18 protein-coding genes are annotated in these 18,274 nt (G+C 31.5%); 15 read left to right on the forward strand and 3 right to left on the reverse strand.

What is annotated here, in order from left to right; genetic code table 11:
- Positions 1–48 precede the first annotated feature (48 nt).
- Positions 49–1,302 carry a nickel-dependent malate racemase, LarAH6 family gene (gene larAH6, locus HALSAC_RS0111610; protein ID WP_027340392.1) on the forward strand — a complete coding sequence of 418 codons (1,254 nt, stop codon included), beginning with the start codon at positions 49–51 and terminating at the stop codon, positions 1,300–1,302.
- A 265-nt stretch (positions 1,303–1,567) separates the two neighbouring features.
- Here the strand turns inward: larAH6 and HALSAC_RS0111615 are convergent, their stop codons facing one another.
- Entirely contained in the window at positions 1,568–2,008 is a 441-nt protein-coding gene (locus HALSAC_RS0111615; protein ID WP_027340393.1) for an Hsp20 family protein, read from the reverse strand.
- A 152-nt stretch (positions 2,009–2,160) separates the two neighbouring features.
- Between HALSAC_RS0111615 and HALSAC_RS0111620 the strand changes: the two genes are divergently transcribed.
- The 4 genes from HALSAC_RS0111620 to HALSAC_RS0111635 all read left to right on the forward strand — a co-directional run bounded on the left by HALSAC_RS0111620 (position 2,161) and on the right by HALSAC_RS0111635 (position 4,969).
- Positions 2,161–3,768 carry a thiamine pyrophosphate-binding protein gene (locus tag HALSAC_RS0111620; protein WP_027340394.1) on the forward strand — a complete coding sequence of 536 codons (1,608 nt, stop codon included), beginning with the start codon at positions 2,161–2,163 and terminating at the stop codon, positions 3,766–3,768.
- A 201-nt stretch (positions 3,769–3,969) separates the two neighbouring features.
- Positions 3,970–4,152, forward strand: coding sequence for an aspartyl-phosphate phosphatase Spo0E family protein (locus tag HALSAC_RS0111625; RefSeq protein ID WP_027340395.1), 183 nt, complete (start codon positions 3,970–3,972; stop codon positions 4,150–4,152).
- 24 nt (positions 4,153–4,176) lie between these two features.
- Entirely contained in the window at positions 4,177–4,491 is a 315-nt protein-coding gene (locus HALSAC_RS0111630) for a DUF1540 domain-containing protein (protein WP_245579471.1), read from the forward strand.
- A 181-nt stretch (positions 4,492–4,672) separates the two neighbouring features.
- Entirely contained in the window at positions 4,673–4,969 is a 297-nt protein-coding gene (locus HALSAC_RS0111635) for a hypothetical protein (RefSeq protein ID WP_027340397.1), read from the forward strand.
- A 102-nt stretch (positions 4,970–5,071) separates the two neighbouring features.
- Here HALSAC_RS0111635 and HALSAC_RS15855 read toward each other — a convergent pair whose 3' ends face one another.
- Positions 5,072–5,749: a M15 family metallopeptidase gene (locus HALSAC_RS15855; protein WP_051412205.1), complete on the reverse strand. Its 678-nt coding sequence runs from the start codon at positions 5,747–5,749 to the stop codon at positions 5,072–5,074.
- Positions 5,750–5,950: 201 nt separating this feature from the next.
- Here HALSAC_RS15855 and HALSAC_RS0111645 point away from each other — a divergent pair, with 201 nt between their 5' ends.
- The 6 genes from HALSAC_RS0111645 to HALSAC_RS0111670 all read left to right on the forward strand — a co-directional run bounded on the left by HALSAC_RS0111645 (position 5,951) and on the right by HALSAC_RS0111670 (position 12,581).
- The gene (locus tag HALSAC_RS0111645) at positions 5,951–6,619 is read left to right on the forward strand and encodes a Crp/Fnr family transcriptional regulator (RefSeq protein ID WP_027340398.1); all 669 of its coding nucleotides are present in this window, start codon (positions 5,951–5,953) and stop codon (positions 6,617–6,619) included.
- Between the two features lie 17 nt (positions 6,620–6,636).
- On the forward strand, positions 6,637–7,002 hold the full coding sequence (locus tag HALSAC_RS0111650) for a hypothetical protein (protein WP_027340399.1): 366 nt from the start codon (positions 6,637–6,639) through the stop codon (positions 7,000–7,002).
- Positions 7,003–7,210: 208 nt separating this feature from the next.
- Complete coding sequence (locus HALSAC_RS0111655) at positions 7,211–9,694, forward strand: U32 family peptidase (RefSeq protein ID WP_027340400.1); 2,484 nt, start codon at positions 7,211–7,213, stop codon at positions 9,692–9,694.
- Between the two features lie 181 nt (positions 9,695–9,875).
- On the forward strand, positions 9,876–10,820 hold the full coding sequence (locus HALSAC_RS16605) for a glucosaminidase domain-containing protein (RefSeq protein ID WP_051412206.1): 945 nt from the start codon (positions 9,876–9,878) through the stop codon (positions 10,818–10,820).
- 112 nt (positions 10,821–10,932) lie between these two features.
- The gene (locus HALSAC_RS0111665) at positions 10,933–11,418 is read left to right on the forward strand and encodes an Lrp/AsnC family transcriptional regulator (RefSeq protein WP_027340401.1); all 486 of its coding nucleotides are present in this window, start codon (positions 10,933–10,935) and stop codon (positions 11,416–11,418) included.
- The gene (locus HALSAC_RS0111670) at positions 11,415–12,581 is read left to right on the forward strand and encodes an aminotransferase class I/II-fold pyridoxal phosphate-dependent enzyme (protein ID WP_027340402.1); all 1,167 of its coding nucleotides are present in this window, start codon (positions 11,415–11,417) and stop codon (positions 12,579–12,581) included. The genes HALSAC_RS0111665 and HALSAC_RS0111670 overlap by 4 nt, the downstream gene beginning before the upstream one ends.
- 67 nt (positions 12,582–12,648) lie before the next feature.
- On the opposite strand, the gene HALSAC_RS0111675 is transcribed toward HALSAC_RS0111670, so the two are convergent.
- Positions 12,649–13,497 (reverse strand): DegV family protein, encoded by an 849-nt coding sequence (locus HALSAC_RS0111675; protein WP_027340403.1) that lies wholly within the window; start codon positions 13,495–13,497, stop codon positions 12,649–12,651.
- Positions 13,498–13,796: 299 nt separating this feature from the next.
- Here HALSAC_RS0111675 and malQ point away from each other — a divergent pair, with 299 nt between their 5' ends.
- From malQ to HALSAC_RS0111695, 4 genes are all read left to right on the forward strand, one after another.
- On the forward strand, positions 13,797–15,293 hold the full coding sequence (gene malQ / locus HALSAC_RS0111680; protein ID WP_027340404.1) for a 4-alpha-glucanotransferase: 1,497 nt from the start codon (positions 13,797–13,799) through the stop codon (positions 15,291–15,293).
- Between the two features lie 262 nt (positions 15,294–15,555).
- Positions 15,556–16,599 (forward strand): site-specific tyrosine recombinase/integron integrase, encoded by a 1,044-nt coding sequence (gene xerA / locus HALSAC_RS0111685; RefSeq protein ID WP_027340405.1) that lies wholly within the window; start codon positions 15,556–15,558, stop codon positions 16,597–16,599.
- 176 nt (positions 16,600–16,775) lie between these two features.
- The gene (locus tag HALSAC_RS0111690; protein ID WP_027340406.1) at positions 16,776–17,630 is read left to right on the forward strand and encodes a ParA family protein; all 855 of its coding nucleotides are present in this window, start codon (positions 16,776–16,778) and stop codon (positions 17,628–17,630) included.
- 13 nt (positions 17,631–17,643) lie between these two features.
- The gene (locus tag HALSAC_RS0111695; protein WP_027340407.1) at positions 17,644–18,048 is read left to right on the forward strand and encodes a hypothetical protein; all 405 of its coding nucleotides are present in this window, start codon (positions 17,644–17,646) and stop codon (positions 18,046–18,048) included.
- Positions 18,049–18,274: the final 226 nt, after the last annotated feature.

Below are 18,274 nucleotides of genomic sequence, written 5' to 3' on the forward strand. Positions count from 1 at the left end.
ATAGTTGTTAAAGTAATAATAAACCAAAATAGTATGGAGGAGTATAGTATGAAGCTTAAATATGGAGAAGAGAAGTTAGAATTGAATATGGATAGGTTAGGTGAGATAAATGTTCTATTACCAAAGGAGAAGGAAGGGGTAAAAGACCCTTTAAAAGAGGTAGAAGAATCATTAGTAAAGCCTATAGCTTCGCCGGCATTAGAAGATATAATTGAGAAGAAAGATCCTAAGAAGGTTGTGATTGTAGTTAATGACATAAGTCGCTTAACTCCTTATGAGTATATGTTGCCACCTTTATTAGAGGTTTTAGGAAAAAAAGGGGTTAATAAAGAATCAATAACCTTTATAATAGCGACTGGAATTCATGAACCTCATACTAGAGAAGATAATGTTAGAGTATTTGGTGAGGATTTAGTTAATAATTATCGAATAGTTTCTCATAATGCTGATCAAGACTTAGTTGATTTAGGAAGATTAAGTTCAGGAAATAAACTTTTAGTTAATAGAGAAGCAGTTGAAGCCGATCTTTTAATAACAACTGGAGTAATAACCCCACATTATTTTGCAGGATTTTCTGGAGGTCGCAAATCTATACTCCCTGGGGTAGCAGGTAGGGAGTCTATACAATTTAATCACTCTAAGATGGTCAATTTGATAGGGAACCTACCAAAGATTGAAGATAATCCAGTTAATTTAGAGATGCTGGAAGCAGCTAAGAAGGCTAAAGTTGATTTTATCTTAAATGTAGTAATAAATAGTAAGAAGGAGATAGTAGAGGTGGTATCAGGTGACTTAGAGAAGGCTTGGTATAAAGGAGTTAAGACCTCTGCTCAGATGTATCATGTTCCTTTAGAAGAGAAGGCCGATGTGGCTATTGTTAGTGCCGGAGGATTTCCTAAGGATTTAAATATCTATCAAGCTCAAAAGGCTTTGGACAATGCTGATGCGGGTGTTAAAAAGGGTGGTACAATTATGTTGTTGGCCCAATGTAAAAGTGGCTTAGGTGAAGATATCTTTGAGGATTGGCTTAAAGAGTCTAGTAAGCCTGAGGATAATGTTACTAGGATTAAGAAAGGTTTTGTTATTGGAGGTCATAAAGCTTTTGCCATTAGTAAAGTAGTAATGGATAAGGAGTTTATTCTTCTTTCAGACTTTAATAAAGAGGCAACAGAGATGTTATTTGCCAGAAAGGTAGATGATCTTGATGAAGGGTTAGATTATCTAGAGCAGAAGCACGGTAAGGGGTATAAAGCTATTATTATGCCTCAAGGTGGTCTAACTGTACCGATAGTGGAAAACTAAGTAGAGGCACCTTTAAAATTGAGATTGCACGAAGAGTTTTTTGTACTTTAAAAACTCGTAGAGACACCTTTAAAATTGAGATTGTATGAAATGTTTTTGCTTTTTAAAACATTGAAGACACCTTTAAAATTGAGATTGTATGAAATGTTTTTTTATGTTTTTTATCGAAACTTTGATTTTTGAACCTGAAGATAAATTATAAGTGAAAAGGTAGATTATCTAATTAATTAGATAATCTACCTTTTATTTTTGAAAAATTTAATTTTTATTGAATTGTTACTGAGCGTCTGTTCTCAGTTTTAACTTCCTCTTTTGGAAGATGTACTATTAAAAGGCCATTATTATATTGAGCTGATATTTGATCCCTTCTTACATTTTCTAATTTAAAACTGCGTTGATAACGACCGGTTTTTCTTTCTTTATGAATGTAAGCTTCATTCTTTTCTTCAATACCATTAATATTATTTATCATAATATTAAGGTAGTCTCCATCGATGTCTAAATTGATATTCTCTTTACTAAGTCCTGCTAATTCTGCTTCGAGAATATAAGCATCTTTTTTCTCTTTGATATCAGCTTTAAAACTCATATTTGTCAAGTCCATCAAATTATTTAAGATATTTGATTTAGACCATAGGCTATCCATAAACCTTTCGGACATATTCTCCATTTTTTCACCACTACGGAAGGGGAATAAATCAAACAAATCAATCGCCTCCTTTTTTATTTTTTATATTAACTATAATCCCCGTCAAATAGAGATTATATACAAGCAATGAAATGACAGTTAATAGTAATAAAGTTTTTAAAGAGGGTTAAGCTAGAATATAGAGGTTAAAAATAAAAAGAGGTGATAAAGTGAGTAATAAGGTAAGTGAAGTGATAATTGACCAGCTTAGTAAATGGGGTATAGATAAGATTTATGGTTATGCAGGAGATACTATATTAAAGTTTTTCTCTGCTTTGCAGGATTCTCCAATTAAACTTTATACTACTAGGCATGAAGGGACAGCAGGTATGATGGCGTCGGCTCAATCTAAAATGACTGGGAAGATAGGTGTTTGTGTAGCCCATAGTGGTCCAGGAACGGCTAATATAATCAATGGTATTGCTGACGCATATAGTGATCGTACTCCTTTATTATTGATTACAGGGCAAGTAGCAACCTATAATATTGGGACCAATTATAAGCAATTTATAAATCAATTAGACTTAACAGATTCTTTAACGGTCTTTTCTTCAGTCTTGATTGATCCAGAAGCAGTGGTAGATATTTTAGTAAAAGCAATTACTATGGCCATATCAAAGGGTGGTGTAAGTCATATAGTAATACCTATGAATCTTTGGGATGCTACAACTAATGCTTTAGCTAGAAATTATTTACCACATTTAGAACAAAGATTATTAGCAAATCAAGATATATTATCTAAAGCCCAAGGGATAATAGATGAAGCTCAAAAACCAGTAATTTTATATGGTAGAGGTGTTAAGCAAGAAGGTGAAAATTTATTAAAATTAGCCCAGAAGATAGGAGCGCCATTAATTAACAGCTTGGCTGCAAAGGGAATAATAGATGATTGTCATCCTTTATCATTAGGAGGTTTAGGTCATGGGGGTAGTAAAGAAGCAGAAGAAGCTTTGAAAGCAAGTGATCTAATAATTATCTTAGGTTCTACTTGGTGGCCTATGGATTCTGTTCCTAGGAGACCTAAGGTCTTACAGTTTGATATCTGTAAAGAGAATATAGGTATGACTCATCCAGTTGAATTAGGAGTTGTAGGTGACTTAAAGTTAACTTTAGAGAAGGTGTTAGACAAGGTAAGTAAGAAAAATAATAAAGAGTGGGAAAATAAAGTTAAATCTTTAAAAGAGGGGTGGAAGAAGAAAAGATTAGAAGTAACTATTCAAAATGAAAAAACTCCTATAGATCCTAGAGGGATAATAAAAGTATTAAGCGAGAATTTAGGTGAAAGTGAGATTATCACTTTAGATTCTGGTGATAGCGTTATTTGGTTTGCTAAATACTTCACTAAGAAGTTTAAAGAAGTGGTCATTTCAGGTACTTGGAGGACGATGGGGTTTGCTTTGCCAGCAGCACTAACAGCAAAGATTAATAATCCTCAAAGCCCTGTTACTTGTATAATTGGTGATGGGGGAATTGAGATGGTGTTAGCAGATATATTGACTGGACTTAGATATAATCTGCCTATTAGGGTATTAGTAATAAATAATGGTTGGTTAGCAATGGAGAAGAATAAGATGCATTCAGCCAATTTAAAGTTAGAAGAGGTGGGTTTAAATAATCCTGATTTTGCTATGTTGGCACGTAGTTGTGGAGCAGAGGGGATTAGAGTAAATACTATAAATGAATTGAAGGATTCCTTAGAGAAAACAGAAAATCTAGATAAGATAACTGTTATAGATATTATTACTCAATCTCCGATACCAGCAGGTACTAAATTATAATATTAGAGATTAAGCATAAATTTTTTTGAAAAATAACTTTAATTATTATATAGTTAAGACTATGAAGGTAAAAAGATATATTCTAAGAACTTTTTTAAATTAATGATAAACAAATATATCAAAAATAAATATAAGTAATTTTTTAGCAGCTTATCTGTAAATTCACCTTTTTAATACTCTAAATAAGTAGGTGAGAGATATATGATAGATATTACTAAAGAGATAAAGAGCAAGATTGAAAGGCTTAGAGATGAAATGCTTGAAGCAAGGCTAAAATATAGTGATAGTAGTCACCCAGAGGTTTTTAAACTTAGTCTAGAATTAGATAATCTTATCAATATCTATACAAAGTATTCAAATGATGGTCTATATTTCTATTCTTAGTGCTTGAAAATCAGAATAAATTAAATGTATCTCTTAAAGACTAATATTAGGAGGTGTATAATTATAATGACACAAAAATCTCATGTTCATTGTACTGTAGACAATTGTCATTGGTGGTCTGAACCCAACCTTTGTATAGCAGAGAAGCTTCTTGTTGTCAGTGATGATTTTGCTAAAAAGCTACCAAATGAAACGGATGTTGAACAGACAAATCAAATTGTTAAAGAACAGGGTATGTCGCCAATTACAGAATGTTATCAAAGTTGTTGTAAAACTTTTGTGCCTCATGACAAGTATGTAAAAGGGTTAGGAGGAACAAACCCTAATAGTCCAAATTAAAAAATAATAAAAAACCTAAATAGCTTAAGCTATTTAGGTTTTTTATTATTAGAATAACCTGTAATAAATTAGAAGTAATAAATATAAATAAAGAACATAAATATAGGTTAGAAAATAAATTATTCAATCATTCTTACTTTCTAAGACGGTGAGAATGATTAAACTATCTAGGGGGGATATAATGACAGATGATAAGATAAAAAAGATTGCTCAATTGACTGGTATTGATCCTGCTTTAATTGAAAGTTTAGGTGTTGAAAACCTTTCTCAAGAAAAACTTGATTTCTTGGAGGGGCTGGTAGATATGTACTCTTCTGATCAAGAAGCATTTGGAGAATTTGTAAATCAAAGTGGATTAGCAAATGTATTAAATAACTTGACTAATAATAATAAGATTGATGATGAAGAAGATATTGAACAATTGAAGAAAGATTTAAGTGAGCTTTTTGATAAAGATAGTTTTGATTTGGATCTATAATTAATAAAAGCATTTTATGATTTAGAGTTATTGAATAATTGGATGTAGAAGAATATTGTTTGTAGTGTTTACTTAATTTATCCATTAGTATATTCATTAAGATTATTGAGCATTAAAATTTAAATATTCTTCTAAAACTAGATTATTTTTTTCTATTATTAAGGAAGAGGGGATACCAACATATCTAATATGCCATGGTTCATATTGATATCCGGTTATCTCTTCTTTTCCTTTTGGATAGCGAAGTATAAATCCATATTTGGGTGCATTCTCTTTTAACCATTTACCTTCAAGGGTTTCACCAAATTTTTCTATTAATTCACCATCTATTTTAGGAGATGATAGATCAATAGCTAAACCTGTTTGATGTTCACTTTGACCAGGACAGGCACTATATTGATTTGCTTTTTTAAATCCATCTTGTTTTAAATTATTAATAAAGATGCGTCTTTGTCTCCAATATGATCTATAGGCAGAGATTCCAAGTAATTCCATATCATCTTGTTTTGCCTTTAAGAATAGATCTTCTAAGGCTTTAGCTGCTTCTTTACGCAAAAATTTTTTTGCTAAGTTTTTTTCAAAATTGAAAGGAATGTTGGGAATAACTAGATCACTTGGTTTAAAAATAGGAGATAAATAGTTCTGTTTATTTACTAAAACTAAATTACATAAAGGGTTGGGAACAATATTTTTATTCTTAATTTTATTTATAAAAGAAGGATAAAAGATATTCTTCTGTAATAATGATAAGAGGAGCATATTATGAATAATTTTTTTCATATTAATCACCCCTTTTTATTAATATAGTACTATATTAATATGTATAATAAAGTAAAAATGTTATTCTTATAGAACAGTGGAGAATTAGAATAGCTTAGAGTATAAGGATATTTTCTTGCAATGTATTAAATTATTTGATTATAATATAAAGTAGATTAAGTATTATTATAAGTAAATTTTAATTTGGAAGGGGGAAAAGGAATGGATATACTGAAAAAACATCCATATTTTGCTCAATTAGAAGAAAAGGAGTTAATTGAGCTTAATAAATTGATTATTAGCAAAGATTATAAAAAGAATGAGATATTATTTTTTGAAGGTGAAACTGGACAAGGATTACATATAGTTGAAAAAGGTAAAGTGAAACTGGTTAAATCGATAGAGAGTGGTGAGGAACAGATAATAAATATCTTAAAACAAGGAGATATCTTTGCTGAAGTAGTACTTTTTGATGGTGGAAATTATCCAGCTACAGCTATTACTATCGAAGATGCTAAGGTAGGTATTATCCAAGCAAGGGATATGCAGAGATTGATTTATGAGATGCCTAATGTTGGTCTTAAGATACTAAAGGTAATGAGTGAAAGGTTAAGAAGGGCTCAAAAGATGATTAGAAATTTAGGTTTAAAGAATACAACAAGTCGGACAGCCAGTATTCTCCTTACTTTAGCTAAAGATTATGGAGTTGAGGAGGGTAATAATTTACAAATTGATCTTTCTTTAACTCAACAGGAATTGGCGAATTTAATTGGAACATCAAGGGAAACTATATCTAGAACATTAAATAAGTTTAAAGATGATAAGATTATAACTCTATCCCGACAGAAGATAACCATTAAAGATTTAGATTCTTTAAAGGAAAAAATTTAAGAAAGAGAGGTTTGATTATGAGATTTGTAGTTGAAGATATTATTATATTAGTTTCTGCTTTACTTTTGTTATTGATTAGCATATCTCTAAAGAGTAAATTGCCTAATTTATTAATGATCAGAGATAAGAGTCAAGTTCCTGTCTTTTCTATCAAAAGGGATAAAGGAGTTTGGATTACATTTGGAATAGGACTTTATGTTTGGGTGGTAGAGTTTTTTATATTAAATGAAAGGGTACTATTGAGATTATATTCAGTTATTTTAATTCAAGTAACACTATTTTCTTTATTTATAATCGGTAATTTAGGTTATCCTAAGTTTAGTAGGGTTTTAGCTTTAATTACGGGGATTTTGTTTTTGTTTTCTCTAGGCTATTACATATAATGAAAAATTAATGTTATTAATAAAATAAGATTTAATTAGAAGGGCCAACAGGTTCTTCTTTTATTTTTTGAATTTTTTCTTAGATAAGATTAATTATAGAGTTAAATTTCTTCAATCAAATTTTGTATTATCTTTAAATAAGATTGAAATGATAATCTTAATAAGATAAAATTAGGGTTGTATTAAAAAAGAAAGGGGCCAACAATCGATGAATTATGATTATAGAAATAAAGTAGAGTTATTATCTCCAGTAGGAAGTCGGGAGAGTTTATATGCAGCAGTCCAGCAGGGGTGTGATGCAGTTTATTTTGGGGGAAAAGATTTTAATGCTCGCAGAAGAGCTGATAACTTTTCTTTAGAGGAGCTAAAAGAGGTCTTTGAATACTTACATATACGTGGAGTGAAAGCTTATATTACAGTTAATACCTTATATAAAGATAGTGAGATTAGAGAGGTCTTATCCTTTGTCGAGCAGGTTTATAGATATGGGGTTGATGGAGTAATTGTTCAGGATCTAGGGCTAGCTCAATTGATAAGAAGGTCTTTTCCTGATTTAGACCTACATGGAAGCACACAGATGACAGTACATAACTTAGAAGGGGCCAACTATCTAGAAAGTTTAGGTTTCTCTAGAGTGGTGTTGGCCCGGGAACTATCCTTAGAAGAAGTAAGAAAGATAAAAGAGGGGACAGATTTAGAGATAGAAGCCTTTGTCCATGGAGCTCTTTGTATCTCTTATTCGGGCCAATGCTTGATGAGTAGTTTAATAGGGGGCAGAAGTGGTAATAGAGGGCTATGTGCTCAACCCTGTCGCTTACCTTATTCCTTAGTAGATTTAGATTCAAATGAACTTATTGGAGAGGAGTTTGATAAGAAGTATCTACTAAGTCCTAAGGATATAAACACCTTAGAGATAATTCCTGGGCTAATTGAAGCTGGAGTTTCATCTTTAAAGATTGAAGGGAGGATGAAGCGACCTGAATATACGGCTTTGGTAACTCAAAAGTATCGTAAATACCTAGATAGTTATTTGTCTTCAGGTAAAGAAGGTTATAAGGTTGAACTAGAAGATCAAGAGGCTGTAACTCAGGTTTTTAACCGAGAAGGATTTATACCTGGCTATTACTTGGGTAAGGAAGGTTTAGATTTAATAAGCTATGATCGACCTAAGAATTGGGGCGTGAAGGTTGGGGAGGTTATAAATTATGATAGAAGAAATAATCTAGCTAAGGTTAGATTAGATAAGAAGCTAGAGGAAGGTGATGGGGTAGAGGTTTGGACTGATGGTTCTAGAAATCCTGGTTTATTCTTAAGTGATTTTGAATATAAAGGTAATAATGTGATTCAATTTGAGATCAAAGGAAAGATAAAGAAAGGTAACCCCCTTTATAGGACTTCACAGCAATCTCTTTTGAAATCAGTAGAAGAGAGCTACGGTGGGAAGGATGTATTAAAGCAGATAAGGATATATGGAGATTTGAAGGCCAAGGTAGGAGAGCCTATGACTTTGAAGCTTTGGGATAAGGATGGTCATTTTACATCTGTAGAAGGTGAGTTTATCCTAGAAGAAGCTAAAAATAGACCGATAGGTTCAGAAGATTTAAAGGAGCAGATAAGTAAGTTGGGTAATACACCTTATAATCTTGTAGAATTAAATATTGATATGGACAATAATCTATTTGTACCTATTTCAAAAATAAATGGCCTCCGGAGAAGGGCAGTTGAGAATCTAGATATAAAACGGAGTAAGCAGTTTATGGATAATTATAGAAACAATCAGGTGGAGGAAGGTGAGCTTGAATTAGAAAGTAGAAGTTATCAAAAGGATAACAAAATATCAGTTTATATTAAGGATATAAAATTAGTAGATAGTATTTTATCAGTTGGAGTAGATAGAATCTATCTTGATCTAGAAAAGGTTAAAAGGCTTGATTTAGATAATCTAGCAAAAAGGTTTAAAAAGAAGGGAACCCAATTGATGATTAAATTACCTCAGATTGCTCGACAAGCAGAGATGGATGAGGTTAGGGAGAATTTAAAAAGGTTAGAAAAAAGTCAGATTGACGGGTATTTGGTAGGCCAACTAGGTCAAGCTTATTTATTAAGAGATTCTAATAAAATATTGATTGGTGATTATCCTCTAAATACCTTTAACTCATATAGTGTTAAGCATTGGTTAGAAGAAGGTTATAGGTCTATAACTCTCTCACCAGAGCTTAATTTAGAAGAGATAAGGGAAATTAATTCTAATAACCCTATCCAAAAAGAGCTGATAGTCTATGGACATCTACCTATGATGATAAGTGAATACTGTCCTATCGGTGGAGTAAAGAGGGGCTTTGATTTAAGCAAAGAGTGTAAGAGTGAATGTAGAAAGGCTAATTATGGACTTTTAGATCGTAAAGGGATGATTGCTCCAGTTATAGGTGATCCTAAAAGCTGTTCTTCTATTATTTACAACAGTCAACCTATCTATCTGATGAAGTACTTACAAGAGATTGGAAAGTCTGGATCTAGTAGTTATCGTCTTGATTTTATCTTTGAGGGTGAAAGAGATGTTGTGGAGATAATTAAAGGATATAAGGAGAGGTTACTTGGAATACCTTCTGAAGGGGTTGAAATTGATGCCTTAAGTTTTAAAATGAGAAAGAAGGGATATACAACAGGGCACTTTTATCGAGGTGTTGAATAAGCAACAGTATTAATAGTTAAAGATTGGAGAGGACTTAATATACTATACTTAAAAAGTGTAAATTAATAGAAAATATTCTAGATATAATTAATAAAAGTTGATACGAGCAGGAGAAATAATCTCTTTTAGCGAATATATTTAATAGTTCAAAAATATTCTAAAATTAAGGAGTTGGATGATTATGGATAATAAGAAAGCGAGTAGTTTTTTAAAAATAGCATTTTTATCTTTTGTTACTCTTATTTTGCTCCTTAATATCTATATTAGAAGAATTGAAAGGCTAAAAGATTTAGAAAGGATACCTTCAGAAACCGTAGACTTAAGTAAAGACCTCAATAGTTTCAAGAAGGTATCATATGATGACTATAAAGAATGGAAGAGTTTGTTTGAAAAATTAGATTATGATATGCTATCTAATAAGGATGATAATATACCAAAAATAAAAATTGCTAATCTTCCTCATAATATTCATCAAATAGATAGTATTGAGCGGAGAAAGAGTTTTTTTATAAATACTCTTTTGCTAGGTGCTTATTATGCTAACCAAGAGGTTTTAAATAAGAGAAGAACTTTAAGGAGTATTGAGAATCAAAAAAATATATATGGTTCAATTAGTAAATCGGATGAAAAATGGTTAGAGGATAAAGCAAAGAGGTATTATATATATAGTGATGACAAAGATGAGATAATCAATGAGCTATATTATAAGATGGATACGATTCCTATTTCCTTAATTATAGCTTTAGCTGCTTTAGAATCAGGGTGGGGAACATCACGCTTTACAATTGAAGCTAATAATATCTTTGGTGAGTGGACATTTTTAGAACAGATACCAGGGGTTATTCCTAGAGAAAGACCTGCCAATGCTACTTATCGGATTAGGAAGTTTGAGACGGTTCAAGATTCAATCAAAAGCTTTTTACTTAATTTAAATCGCCATTTTGCTTATGAAGACTTTAGGTACATAAGAGATGATTTTAGAAGAAGAGGTAAGAGTCCAGATAGTATAGAACTTGTAGAAGGTCTGCTATATTACTCTATACAAAGAGAGCTTTATATTACTAAGGTTCAAGATGTTATCAGGTCTAATGATTTGCAGAGGTTTGATTTTTTGTTAGATAATTAGTTTAAGTTTTTTTAAAAGAAAAACTATTAAAATAAGAGGATTAACTTGATTTTTGGCGAATGATATAAGATTATAGTTAATTATAATAAGTGGGAGAGAAGGAGAGGTAAATATGAATGATGATATTTTAGAACTGTTGGAGAGTAATAGTAGATTGTCTCCAGATAAGATAAGTACAATGTTAGATATCCCCCAAGAGAAGGTGGAGAAGGTAATTAAGGTATTAGAAGAGGAGAATGTTATAGTTAAATATTGTACCTTAATTGATTGGGATAAGACTGAGCGGGATATTGTTTATGCTTTAATAGATGTAAAGGTCACTCCAGAAAGAGGAGTTGGATTTGATGCAGTAGCTAAAAGAATTTACAAGTTTTCTGAGGTCAGTTCAGTCTTTTTAATGTCTGGAGGTTATGATTTATCAGTGAAGATAGAGGGTAGAAGTATGAGAGAGGTTGCACTTTTTGTGGCAGAAAAGTTAGCGACTATTGAACATGTTCAAAGTACAGCAACTCATTTCATCTTAAAGACTTATAAGAAGGATGGGATAATATTTAAAAAGGATAAGAAGCTTGATGAACGCTTGGTGGTTTCACCATGAATTGGGAGCAGATAATTTCTCCTAGAATTCAAGATGTCCCACCCTCTGGGATTAGAAAGTTCTTTGATATGGTATCTGGCGTAGATGATGTAATATCTTTAGGGGTTGGAGAGCCTGATTTTGTAACTCCTTGGCATATAAATGAAGCTTCTATCTATTCATTAGAGCAAGGAAGTACTATGTATACATCTAATTATGGACTTCTTTCATTAAGAGAGGAGATAGCAAAGTTTCTTTATAGCAAACATGAATTAACTTATAACCCTGAAAATGAAGTTTTAGTTACAGTAGGGGTTAGTGAAGCTTTAGATCTTGCTCTAAGAGCTTTGTTAAGTGAAGGTGATGAGCTTCTTTTACCTGAACCTTGTTATGTTTCTTATGAGCCTTCTACTGTATTGGCAGGAGGGAAGGTAGTTAGAGTAAAGACCTCTGCCCAAGATAATTTTAAGTTGAGAGCTGATGATTTGAAGAAAGCTATTACAGACAGGTCTAAAGTTTTGGTGCTTTGTTATCCCAATAATCCAACAGGGGCGACAATGGATAGAGAGGATCTTTTAGAGATTTCTCAGATAGTAGAAGAGAATGATTTGATTGTTCTTTCTGATGAGATATATGGTCAATTGACCTATGAGGGTGAGTATGTAAGTTTTGCTTCTTTACCAGGAATGAGGAAGAGGACTATAGTATTTAATGGTTTCTCCAAAGCTTATGCTATGACAGGTTGGAGAATAGGATATGCGGCCGCTCCTAAGCCTATTATTAATGCTATGATGAAGATACATCAGTATACTATGCTTTGTGCACCAATTATGAGTCAAAAGGCTGCTTTAGAGGCATTGGTTAATGGAGATAGAGAGAGAAAAAAGATGTTTAAGGCTTATAATCAGCGTAGAAGGGTTATAGTTCAAGGATTAAATGATATGGGCTTAGATTGTTTTGAACCTAAAGGAGCTTTTTATGCTTTTCCTTCTATTAAGAAAACAGGGTTAAGTTCAGAAGAGTTTGCCCAAAGGTTATTAGAAGAGGCTGGTGTTGTTGTGATTCCTGGTAATGTCTTTGGTGAGAGTGGAGAGGGTTTTATTAGGTGTTCATATGCATCTTCTTTGGAGAATATCACTGAGGCGTTGGCCCGTATGAAATCTTTTGTAAAGAAGTTAGTATAGATTGAATAATATCTTTAATAAAATACAAAGAGGAAGAGTGCATTTATAGCGCTCTTCCTCTTTGTATTTAGTCCAGTTTAGTGATTGCGATACCTATTAACCCTGGTCCAGTATGGACTACCATTGAAGGGCCAATCTGTCCATAGAAGGTTTCTTTTACATTGTCTAATTTTTTAATCTTTTCTAATAATTCTGAAGCTTCTTCGGCAGCATTTCCATGCATGACAGCTACAGAACCTAATCCATCTTTTACTTTGTTCTTAATAAGTTTATAAAGAGTATTTAATGATTTTTTGCGTCCACGAGCTTTTTTGTATGTATAATAAACTCCCTCATCATCAATTGATATAATTGGCTTTAGATTTAAGAATTCTCCAATTGTTCCTGTTACTTTTCCAATTCTACCACCTTCGATTAAATACTTTAAAGTTTTTACAACAAAGAAGACTTCTATATCATCTTGTTTGGCTTTGGTTTTTTCTACAACTTCGTCAAAGCTTAAACCTTCTTCAATTAATTGAGCAGCATAAAGGACTTGGCTACCTAAAGCCATTGATAAGGCTTTAGAATCTATTATTTCTATAGTGATACCTTCTATTTCGTTACTGATCATTTTGACCATATTATGAGTTCCACTTAGTCCGCTGGATATATGAATGGCAATGACATGTGTATAACCTTCTTCTTTAAGGTTTAAGAAGATTTCTTTTGTTTCATGAGGAGTTGGCATAGAGGTTTTTGGTATTTCTTTTTCAAAGCTATCATATACCTCATTAGGTTGAATATCAATTCTATCATTGTACTGTTTATCTGAATAAACAATTTTCAAGGGCAAACTCTTAATATTATTTTCTTCTAAAATTTCACTAGATAGATCGCAAGTACTATCAGTTAATAAAGCAATTTTTTCCTCCATAAATACACACCTTCTTTTTCTAAATATTATAACCTTTATTTTGGTTAATTATATCATATAAATATTTACTTGACAATTGATAAGGGTATAATTTAAAAGAATTAAAAAAGTTTGAGTTGAAAAATTGAAAAATAACCCCTTCAATGTTATAATGTACATAAATAAAAAATTATTTAATATGAAAGCGGTACCATAAATATTTATCCTGCATATATCAAATAATATTTTAGAGTAAAGTAGACAGGGAAATAACTTTAGTTAATTTTCAAAAAAATTAATAAAATATTAGGAGGAAAAAGATGAAATTTAAACGACAGAGCGGTATCTTTTTACACCCAACTTCTTTACCTGGAAAATATGGCATTGGATCTTTAGGAAGTGAGGCTTATGAATTTATTGATTTTCTTTCTAAAGCTAAGCAGAAGTTGTGGCAGATATGTCCACTAGGGCCAACGGGTTATGGCGACTCACCTTATCAATGTTTTTCAGCTTTTGCTGGAAACCCGATGCTTATTAGCCTTGAAAAGTTGGTAGAAGAGGATCTTTTAAAAGAAGATGAATTGAGTTTAGATGAGGGCTTTGATAAGGATAAGGTCGAGTATGGTAGGGTTATTGATTTTAAGATGCCTTTATTGAGAAAAGCTTATAATAGATTTAAAGGTCTATCAGATAAGGGTAACTTCAAAGAGTTTTGTAAAGAGAATAAAGAGTGGTTAGATAACTATGCTCTCTTTAGAGCTGTTAAATCTTCATTTGATGAAAGACCATGGAATGAATGGGATGAGGATATTAAATTAAGGGAGAAAGAAGCAGTTGAGCGTTATAAAGAAGAGTTAAGTGATGAAATAGAGTTTAGATGTTTTCTCCAATATATCTTCTTTAATCAATGGGCAAAGGTTAGAGAATATGCCAATGATAAGGGAGTGAAGATTGTAGGGGATATACCTATTTTTGTGGCTATGGATAGTGCTGATGCTTGGGCCAACCCCGAGGTATTCTACTTCGATGAGGATATGAGACCTACTAAGGTAGCAGGGGTACCACCTGATTACTTTAGCGAAACTGGACAACTATGGGGTAACCCACTTTATAATTGGGATAAGTTAAAGGAGACTAATTATAATTGGTGGGTTAAGAGAATTGAAGCATTACTTGAGGTAGCTGATATTGTGAGGATCGATCACTTTAGAGGTTTTGCTGCTTATTGGGCTGTTCCTTATGGTGAGAAGACGGCTATTAATGGCGAATGGGAGAAGGCACCTGGAATGGATCTCTTTAAGACTATCAAGGATGAACTTGGTGAGTTACCGATTATAGTTGAAGATTTGGGAGTTATTACTGATGATGTAGAGGAGTTAAAGAATCATTTTGATTTCCCTGGTATGCAGATTTTACAATTTGGTTTTGATTCTGAGGAGCATAATAATGTTCCACCAAATCAATTTGAGACTGATAATTGTGTAGTTTATACTGGAACTCATGATAATAATACTACTGTAGGTTGGCATGAAGAAGATGCCAGTGAATCTGACAAGAAGGACTTAGAGAAATATTTAGAAGAGTATGCCGATAAGAGATATGATTCGATATCTTGGGATATGATGGAGCTAGCCTGGAGTTCTAGGGCGGTAATAGCTATAACAACTATGCAAGATATGCTTTCATTAGGAAGTGAAGCTCGTTTTAATGTTCCTGGAGTGTTAGGCGATAACTGGGATTGGAAGTACAGAGAAGATGATCTAGAAGGTAAGTTAGCTGAAGATTTAAAAGAGATGACTCAAAGAAATAATAGATAAGCTTATAAAATCTATGTCTAGTTAAAACTAGACATAGATTTTATTTTTGTCTATAAATTTAACTCATATAAATTAAAGGATGAAGATTTTAAATGGAAAAATCATCTTACAAGAAGGAGATAATGCACTAAAAAGAGAAATAATTGCTATGTAATCATAGAAAAAATGCGCAATAAAGAACTTAATCGGATTTTTTGTATAAGATAGACATAAATTGGTTATAAAATTTATAATAGATATGTAAATAGAAAGGAGCCAATTAATGTCTATAGAAATTCAAAAAGATGAAAACCAACTTTTAATTAGCTTTGAATATTCTAAACTAAGGGTAGAAAAGGTAAGAAAAATCAAAAATAGAAAATGGGATGCTAGAAATAAGGTATGGAAAGTTCCTTATTCATTAGCTAATATAAAGAAGGTAAGGGAAGTCTTTTTAGGGGAGAAGGTTAAATTTAATTTTGAGATTTTTCTTGAAGATGAAATAATAATTGAAAAATTTATAGATTATTTAGAATTAAAAGGATACAGTAAAGAAACAGTAGATGTATATTTGAGTCATATTAAACAGTTTAATAACTTTAGCGTTAAGAGTATTAAGGAGATTGAAGAAGAAGATATAAAAAAATATTTATTATATTTGTTAAAAGAAAGGGAACTTTCTCATTCTTTTGTCAATCAAGCTGTTAGTGCTATAAAAATTATGGTTATAAAGGTGCTTAAAAGAAGTGATATTATAATTAACTTGCCTAGGCCTAAAAAAGAGAAAAAGCTGCCTAATGTATTGAGTGAGAAAGAGGTAATGAGAATATTAAAATCATTATCTAATCAAAAACATAAAACGATTTTGTATTTAGTTTATTCTGCTGGTTTAAGAGTAGGAGAGGTTGTTAAATTGAAGTGTGAAGATATTGATAGTGATAGGATGTTAATTAGAGTTAGGCAAGGAAAGGGTAGAAAGGATAGGTATACTACTCTGTCACATTTTGCTTTAGAAGAGATAAGAGATTATTATAAGTTATATAGTCCTAAAAAATGGTTATTTCCTGGAGCAAAGTTAAATACTCATTTGACAAAAAGGACAGTACAAAGGGTCTTTAAGAGGGCTTGCTCTAAAGCAAAAATAAAAAAGAAGGTATCTATTCATGATTTAAGACACTCTTTTGCTACACATTTATTAGAAAGGGGGACAGATCTTCGTTATATTCAAGAGCTACTTGGACATAAGAGTTCTAAAACAACAGAGGTTTATACTCATGTTAGTAAAAAGAGTATTAGTAAAATTGAAAGCCCACTAGATAAAATTTGAATCTAGGAATGATATTAAGGTTAAAGAGATAATGGGTATTAACGACATATGTCGTTAATACCCACAACTCGATAGTTTAAACGACATATGTCGTTAAGATATATGTTAGCCAACATCCAAAAGATTTTTTACAAATAATGTTATTAATAAAAATTATAATAAGAGGAGTGATTAATTTGACAAAAGTAGTTAGTTTTATAAATTTAAAAGGGGGAGTAGGGAAAACGACTATTGCAGTAAATGTTGCTGCATCTTTGGCTCAAAATTTTAACAAAAGAGTATTGATTATTGATTTAGATCCTCAAACAAATGCTACTGTATCATTGATTCCGCAAGAAGAGTGGATATATAGAGATAAAGAGTCAAAGCAAACTTTATTTCATATGTTTAATGACCTTATTAATGAGGAACAAAATTTTGATATGAGAGATGCTATTATTCAAGGCGTTTCACATATTAATAATTTGGATTTACTTCCATCAAGTTTAGGGTTAGTAGAAATTCAAGATTTTATACCAGACATTGACAGGAAAGCTTTTATAAATCATGTTGATGTATTAGGAAATCAATTAACACCGATATTAAATAATAGAGAATATGATTATATAATTATAGATTGTCCTCCAAATTTAGGAGCTATAACATTAAATGGAATTACAATTAGCGATTATTATATTATTCCTACTATTCCAGATATTTTATCAAAAATAGGGATTAATTTAGTGCTAAATAGAATAAGAAGCTTCAAAAGAAAAAAGAAGACATGTAATATTAATTTAGCTGGTATAATATTTAGTAAAGTTGACTATAGAACCAATTTACACAATTCAACTATGCAAGAATTAAGATATAGTGATTTGAATGATTATGTTTTTAAAAATGAATTACCACAAAGGATTTCTGTTTCTGAAGCTCCTATGGATAATAAACCATTTATTACATCACCGACGGCAAGAAATAAATCTGATTTTTATAATATTAAACAATTGATAGATAATATTGCTAGAGAATTTATTTATATGACAAGTTAAAAGGGAGGATATTATGAATATTACCAAAGAAGATATAATCGGATTTGGAAAGGTTTTGGAGCAATTTGGTAAAGTAGTACAGCAAGACCCTAATATAGTCTTAGATTTTATTTCTAATTTAAAACAAAATAATGAGAAAAATAACTCTAATGATGAGATTGATGAAGAAAAACTTGATTTAGTAAATTTATTTAAGAAGTCAAATGAATTATTAGAGGAGAATTTTATAGATTACTTATCAGGTTTTAAGATTAAAGAATTAAAGTATTTACTAAAAAAACATCATCTTGGAGGGTCTAAGATTACAAAAAAACAAAAGATTATACAACATATTGTGGATAATTTATCTAAAAGATCAAATGATGTATTTAGAGAATATAAAGTAGTTGATGAAGATAATTCTCAAGGTCAATCGTAGTAAAATATTGATTAGTTTTTAATATAAAGCAGGACGTCGGCTAACAGCAGATTAACAACATCCCAGTCTATGAGCATATATGAAGGCTGGGATGAATTACATAAGTTTTAGTTTTAATTAGAAGTTAGTAGCATAAATGGGGACGTCGTGAATCTGCGGGACGTTGTATGTCCGTGCGACCAGCCCTTGAAATAACAGGGGTTAAGCTATATCTTAGGCTGTCTAA

Source organism: Halonatronum saccharophilum DSM 13868, assembly GCF_000517025.1.
Taxonomy (GTDB): Bacteria; Bacillota; Halanaerobiia; order Halobacteroidales; family Halobacteroidaceae; genus Halonatronum; species Halonatronum saccharophilum.

Coding starts and splice junctions, on each gene's coding strand:
- larAH6 (WP_027340392.1), top strand. CDS start 49: ATGAAGCTTAAATATGGAGAAGAGAAGTTAGAATTGAATATGGATAGG.
- HALSAC_RS0111625 (WP_027340395.1), top strand. CDS start 3,970: ATGATAGATATTACTAAAGAGATAAAGAGCAAGATTGAAAGGCTTAGA.
- HALSAC_RS0111630 (WP_245579471.1), top strand. CDS start 4,177: ATGTATCTCTTAAAGACTAATATTAGGAGGTGTATAATTATAATGACA.
- HALSAC_RS0111635 (WP_027340397.1), top strand. CDS start 4,673: ATGACAGATGATAAGATAAAAAAGATTGCTCAATTGACTGGTATTGAT.
- HALSAC_RS15855 (WP_051412205.1), bottom strand. CDS start 5,749: ATGAAAAAAATTATTCATAATATGCTCCTCTTATCATTATTACAGAAG.
- HALSAC_RS0111645 (WP_027340398.1), top strand. CDS start 5,951: ATGGATATACTGAAAAAACATCCATATTTTGCTCAATTAGAAGAAAAG.
- HALSAC_RS0111650 (WP_027340399.1), top strand. CDS start 6,637: ATGAGATTTGTAGTTGAAGATATTATTATATTAGTTTCTGCTTTACTT.
- HALSAC_RS0111655 (WP_027340400.1), top strand. CDS start 7,211: ATGAATTATGATTATAGAAATAAAGTAGAGTTATTATCTCCAGTAGGA.
- HALSAC_RS16605 (WP_051412206.1), top strand. CDS start 9,876: ATGGATAATAAGAAAGCGAGTAGTTTTTTAAAAATAGCATTTTTATCT.
- HALSAC_RS0111665 (WP_027340401.1), top strand. CDS start 10,933: ATGAATGATGATATTTTAGAACTGTTGGAGAGTAATAGTAGATTGTCT.
- HALSAC_RS0111670 (WP_027340402.1), top strand. CDS start 11,415: ATGAATTGGGAGCAGATAATTTCTCCTAGAATTCAAGATGTCCCACCC.
- HALSAC_RS0111675 (WP_027340403.1), bottom strand. CDS start 13,497: ATGGAGGAAAAAATTGCTTTATTAACTGATAGTACTTGCGATCTATCT.
- malQ (WP_027340404.1), top strand. CDS start 13,797: ATGAAATTTAAACGACAGAGCGGTATCTTTTTACACCCAACTTCTTTA.
- xerA (WP_027340405.1), top strand. CDS start 15,556: ATGTCTATAGAAATTCAAAAAGATGAAAACCAACTTTTAATTAGCTTT.
- HALSAC_RS0111695 (WP_027340407.1), top strand. CDS start 17,644: ATGAATATTACCAAAGAAGATATAATCGGATTTGGAAAGGTTTTGGAG.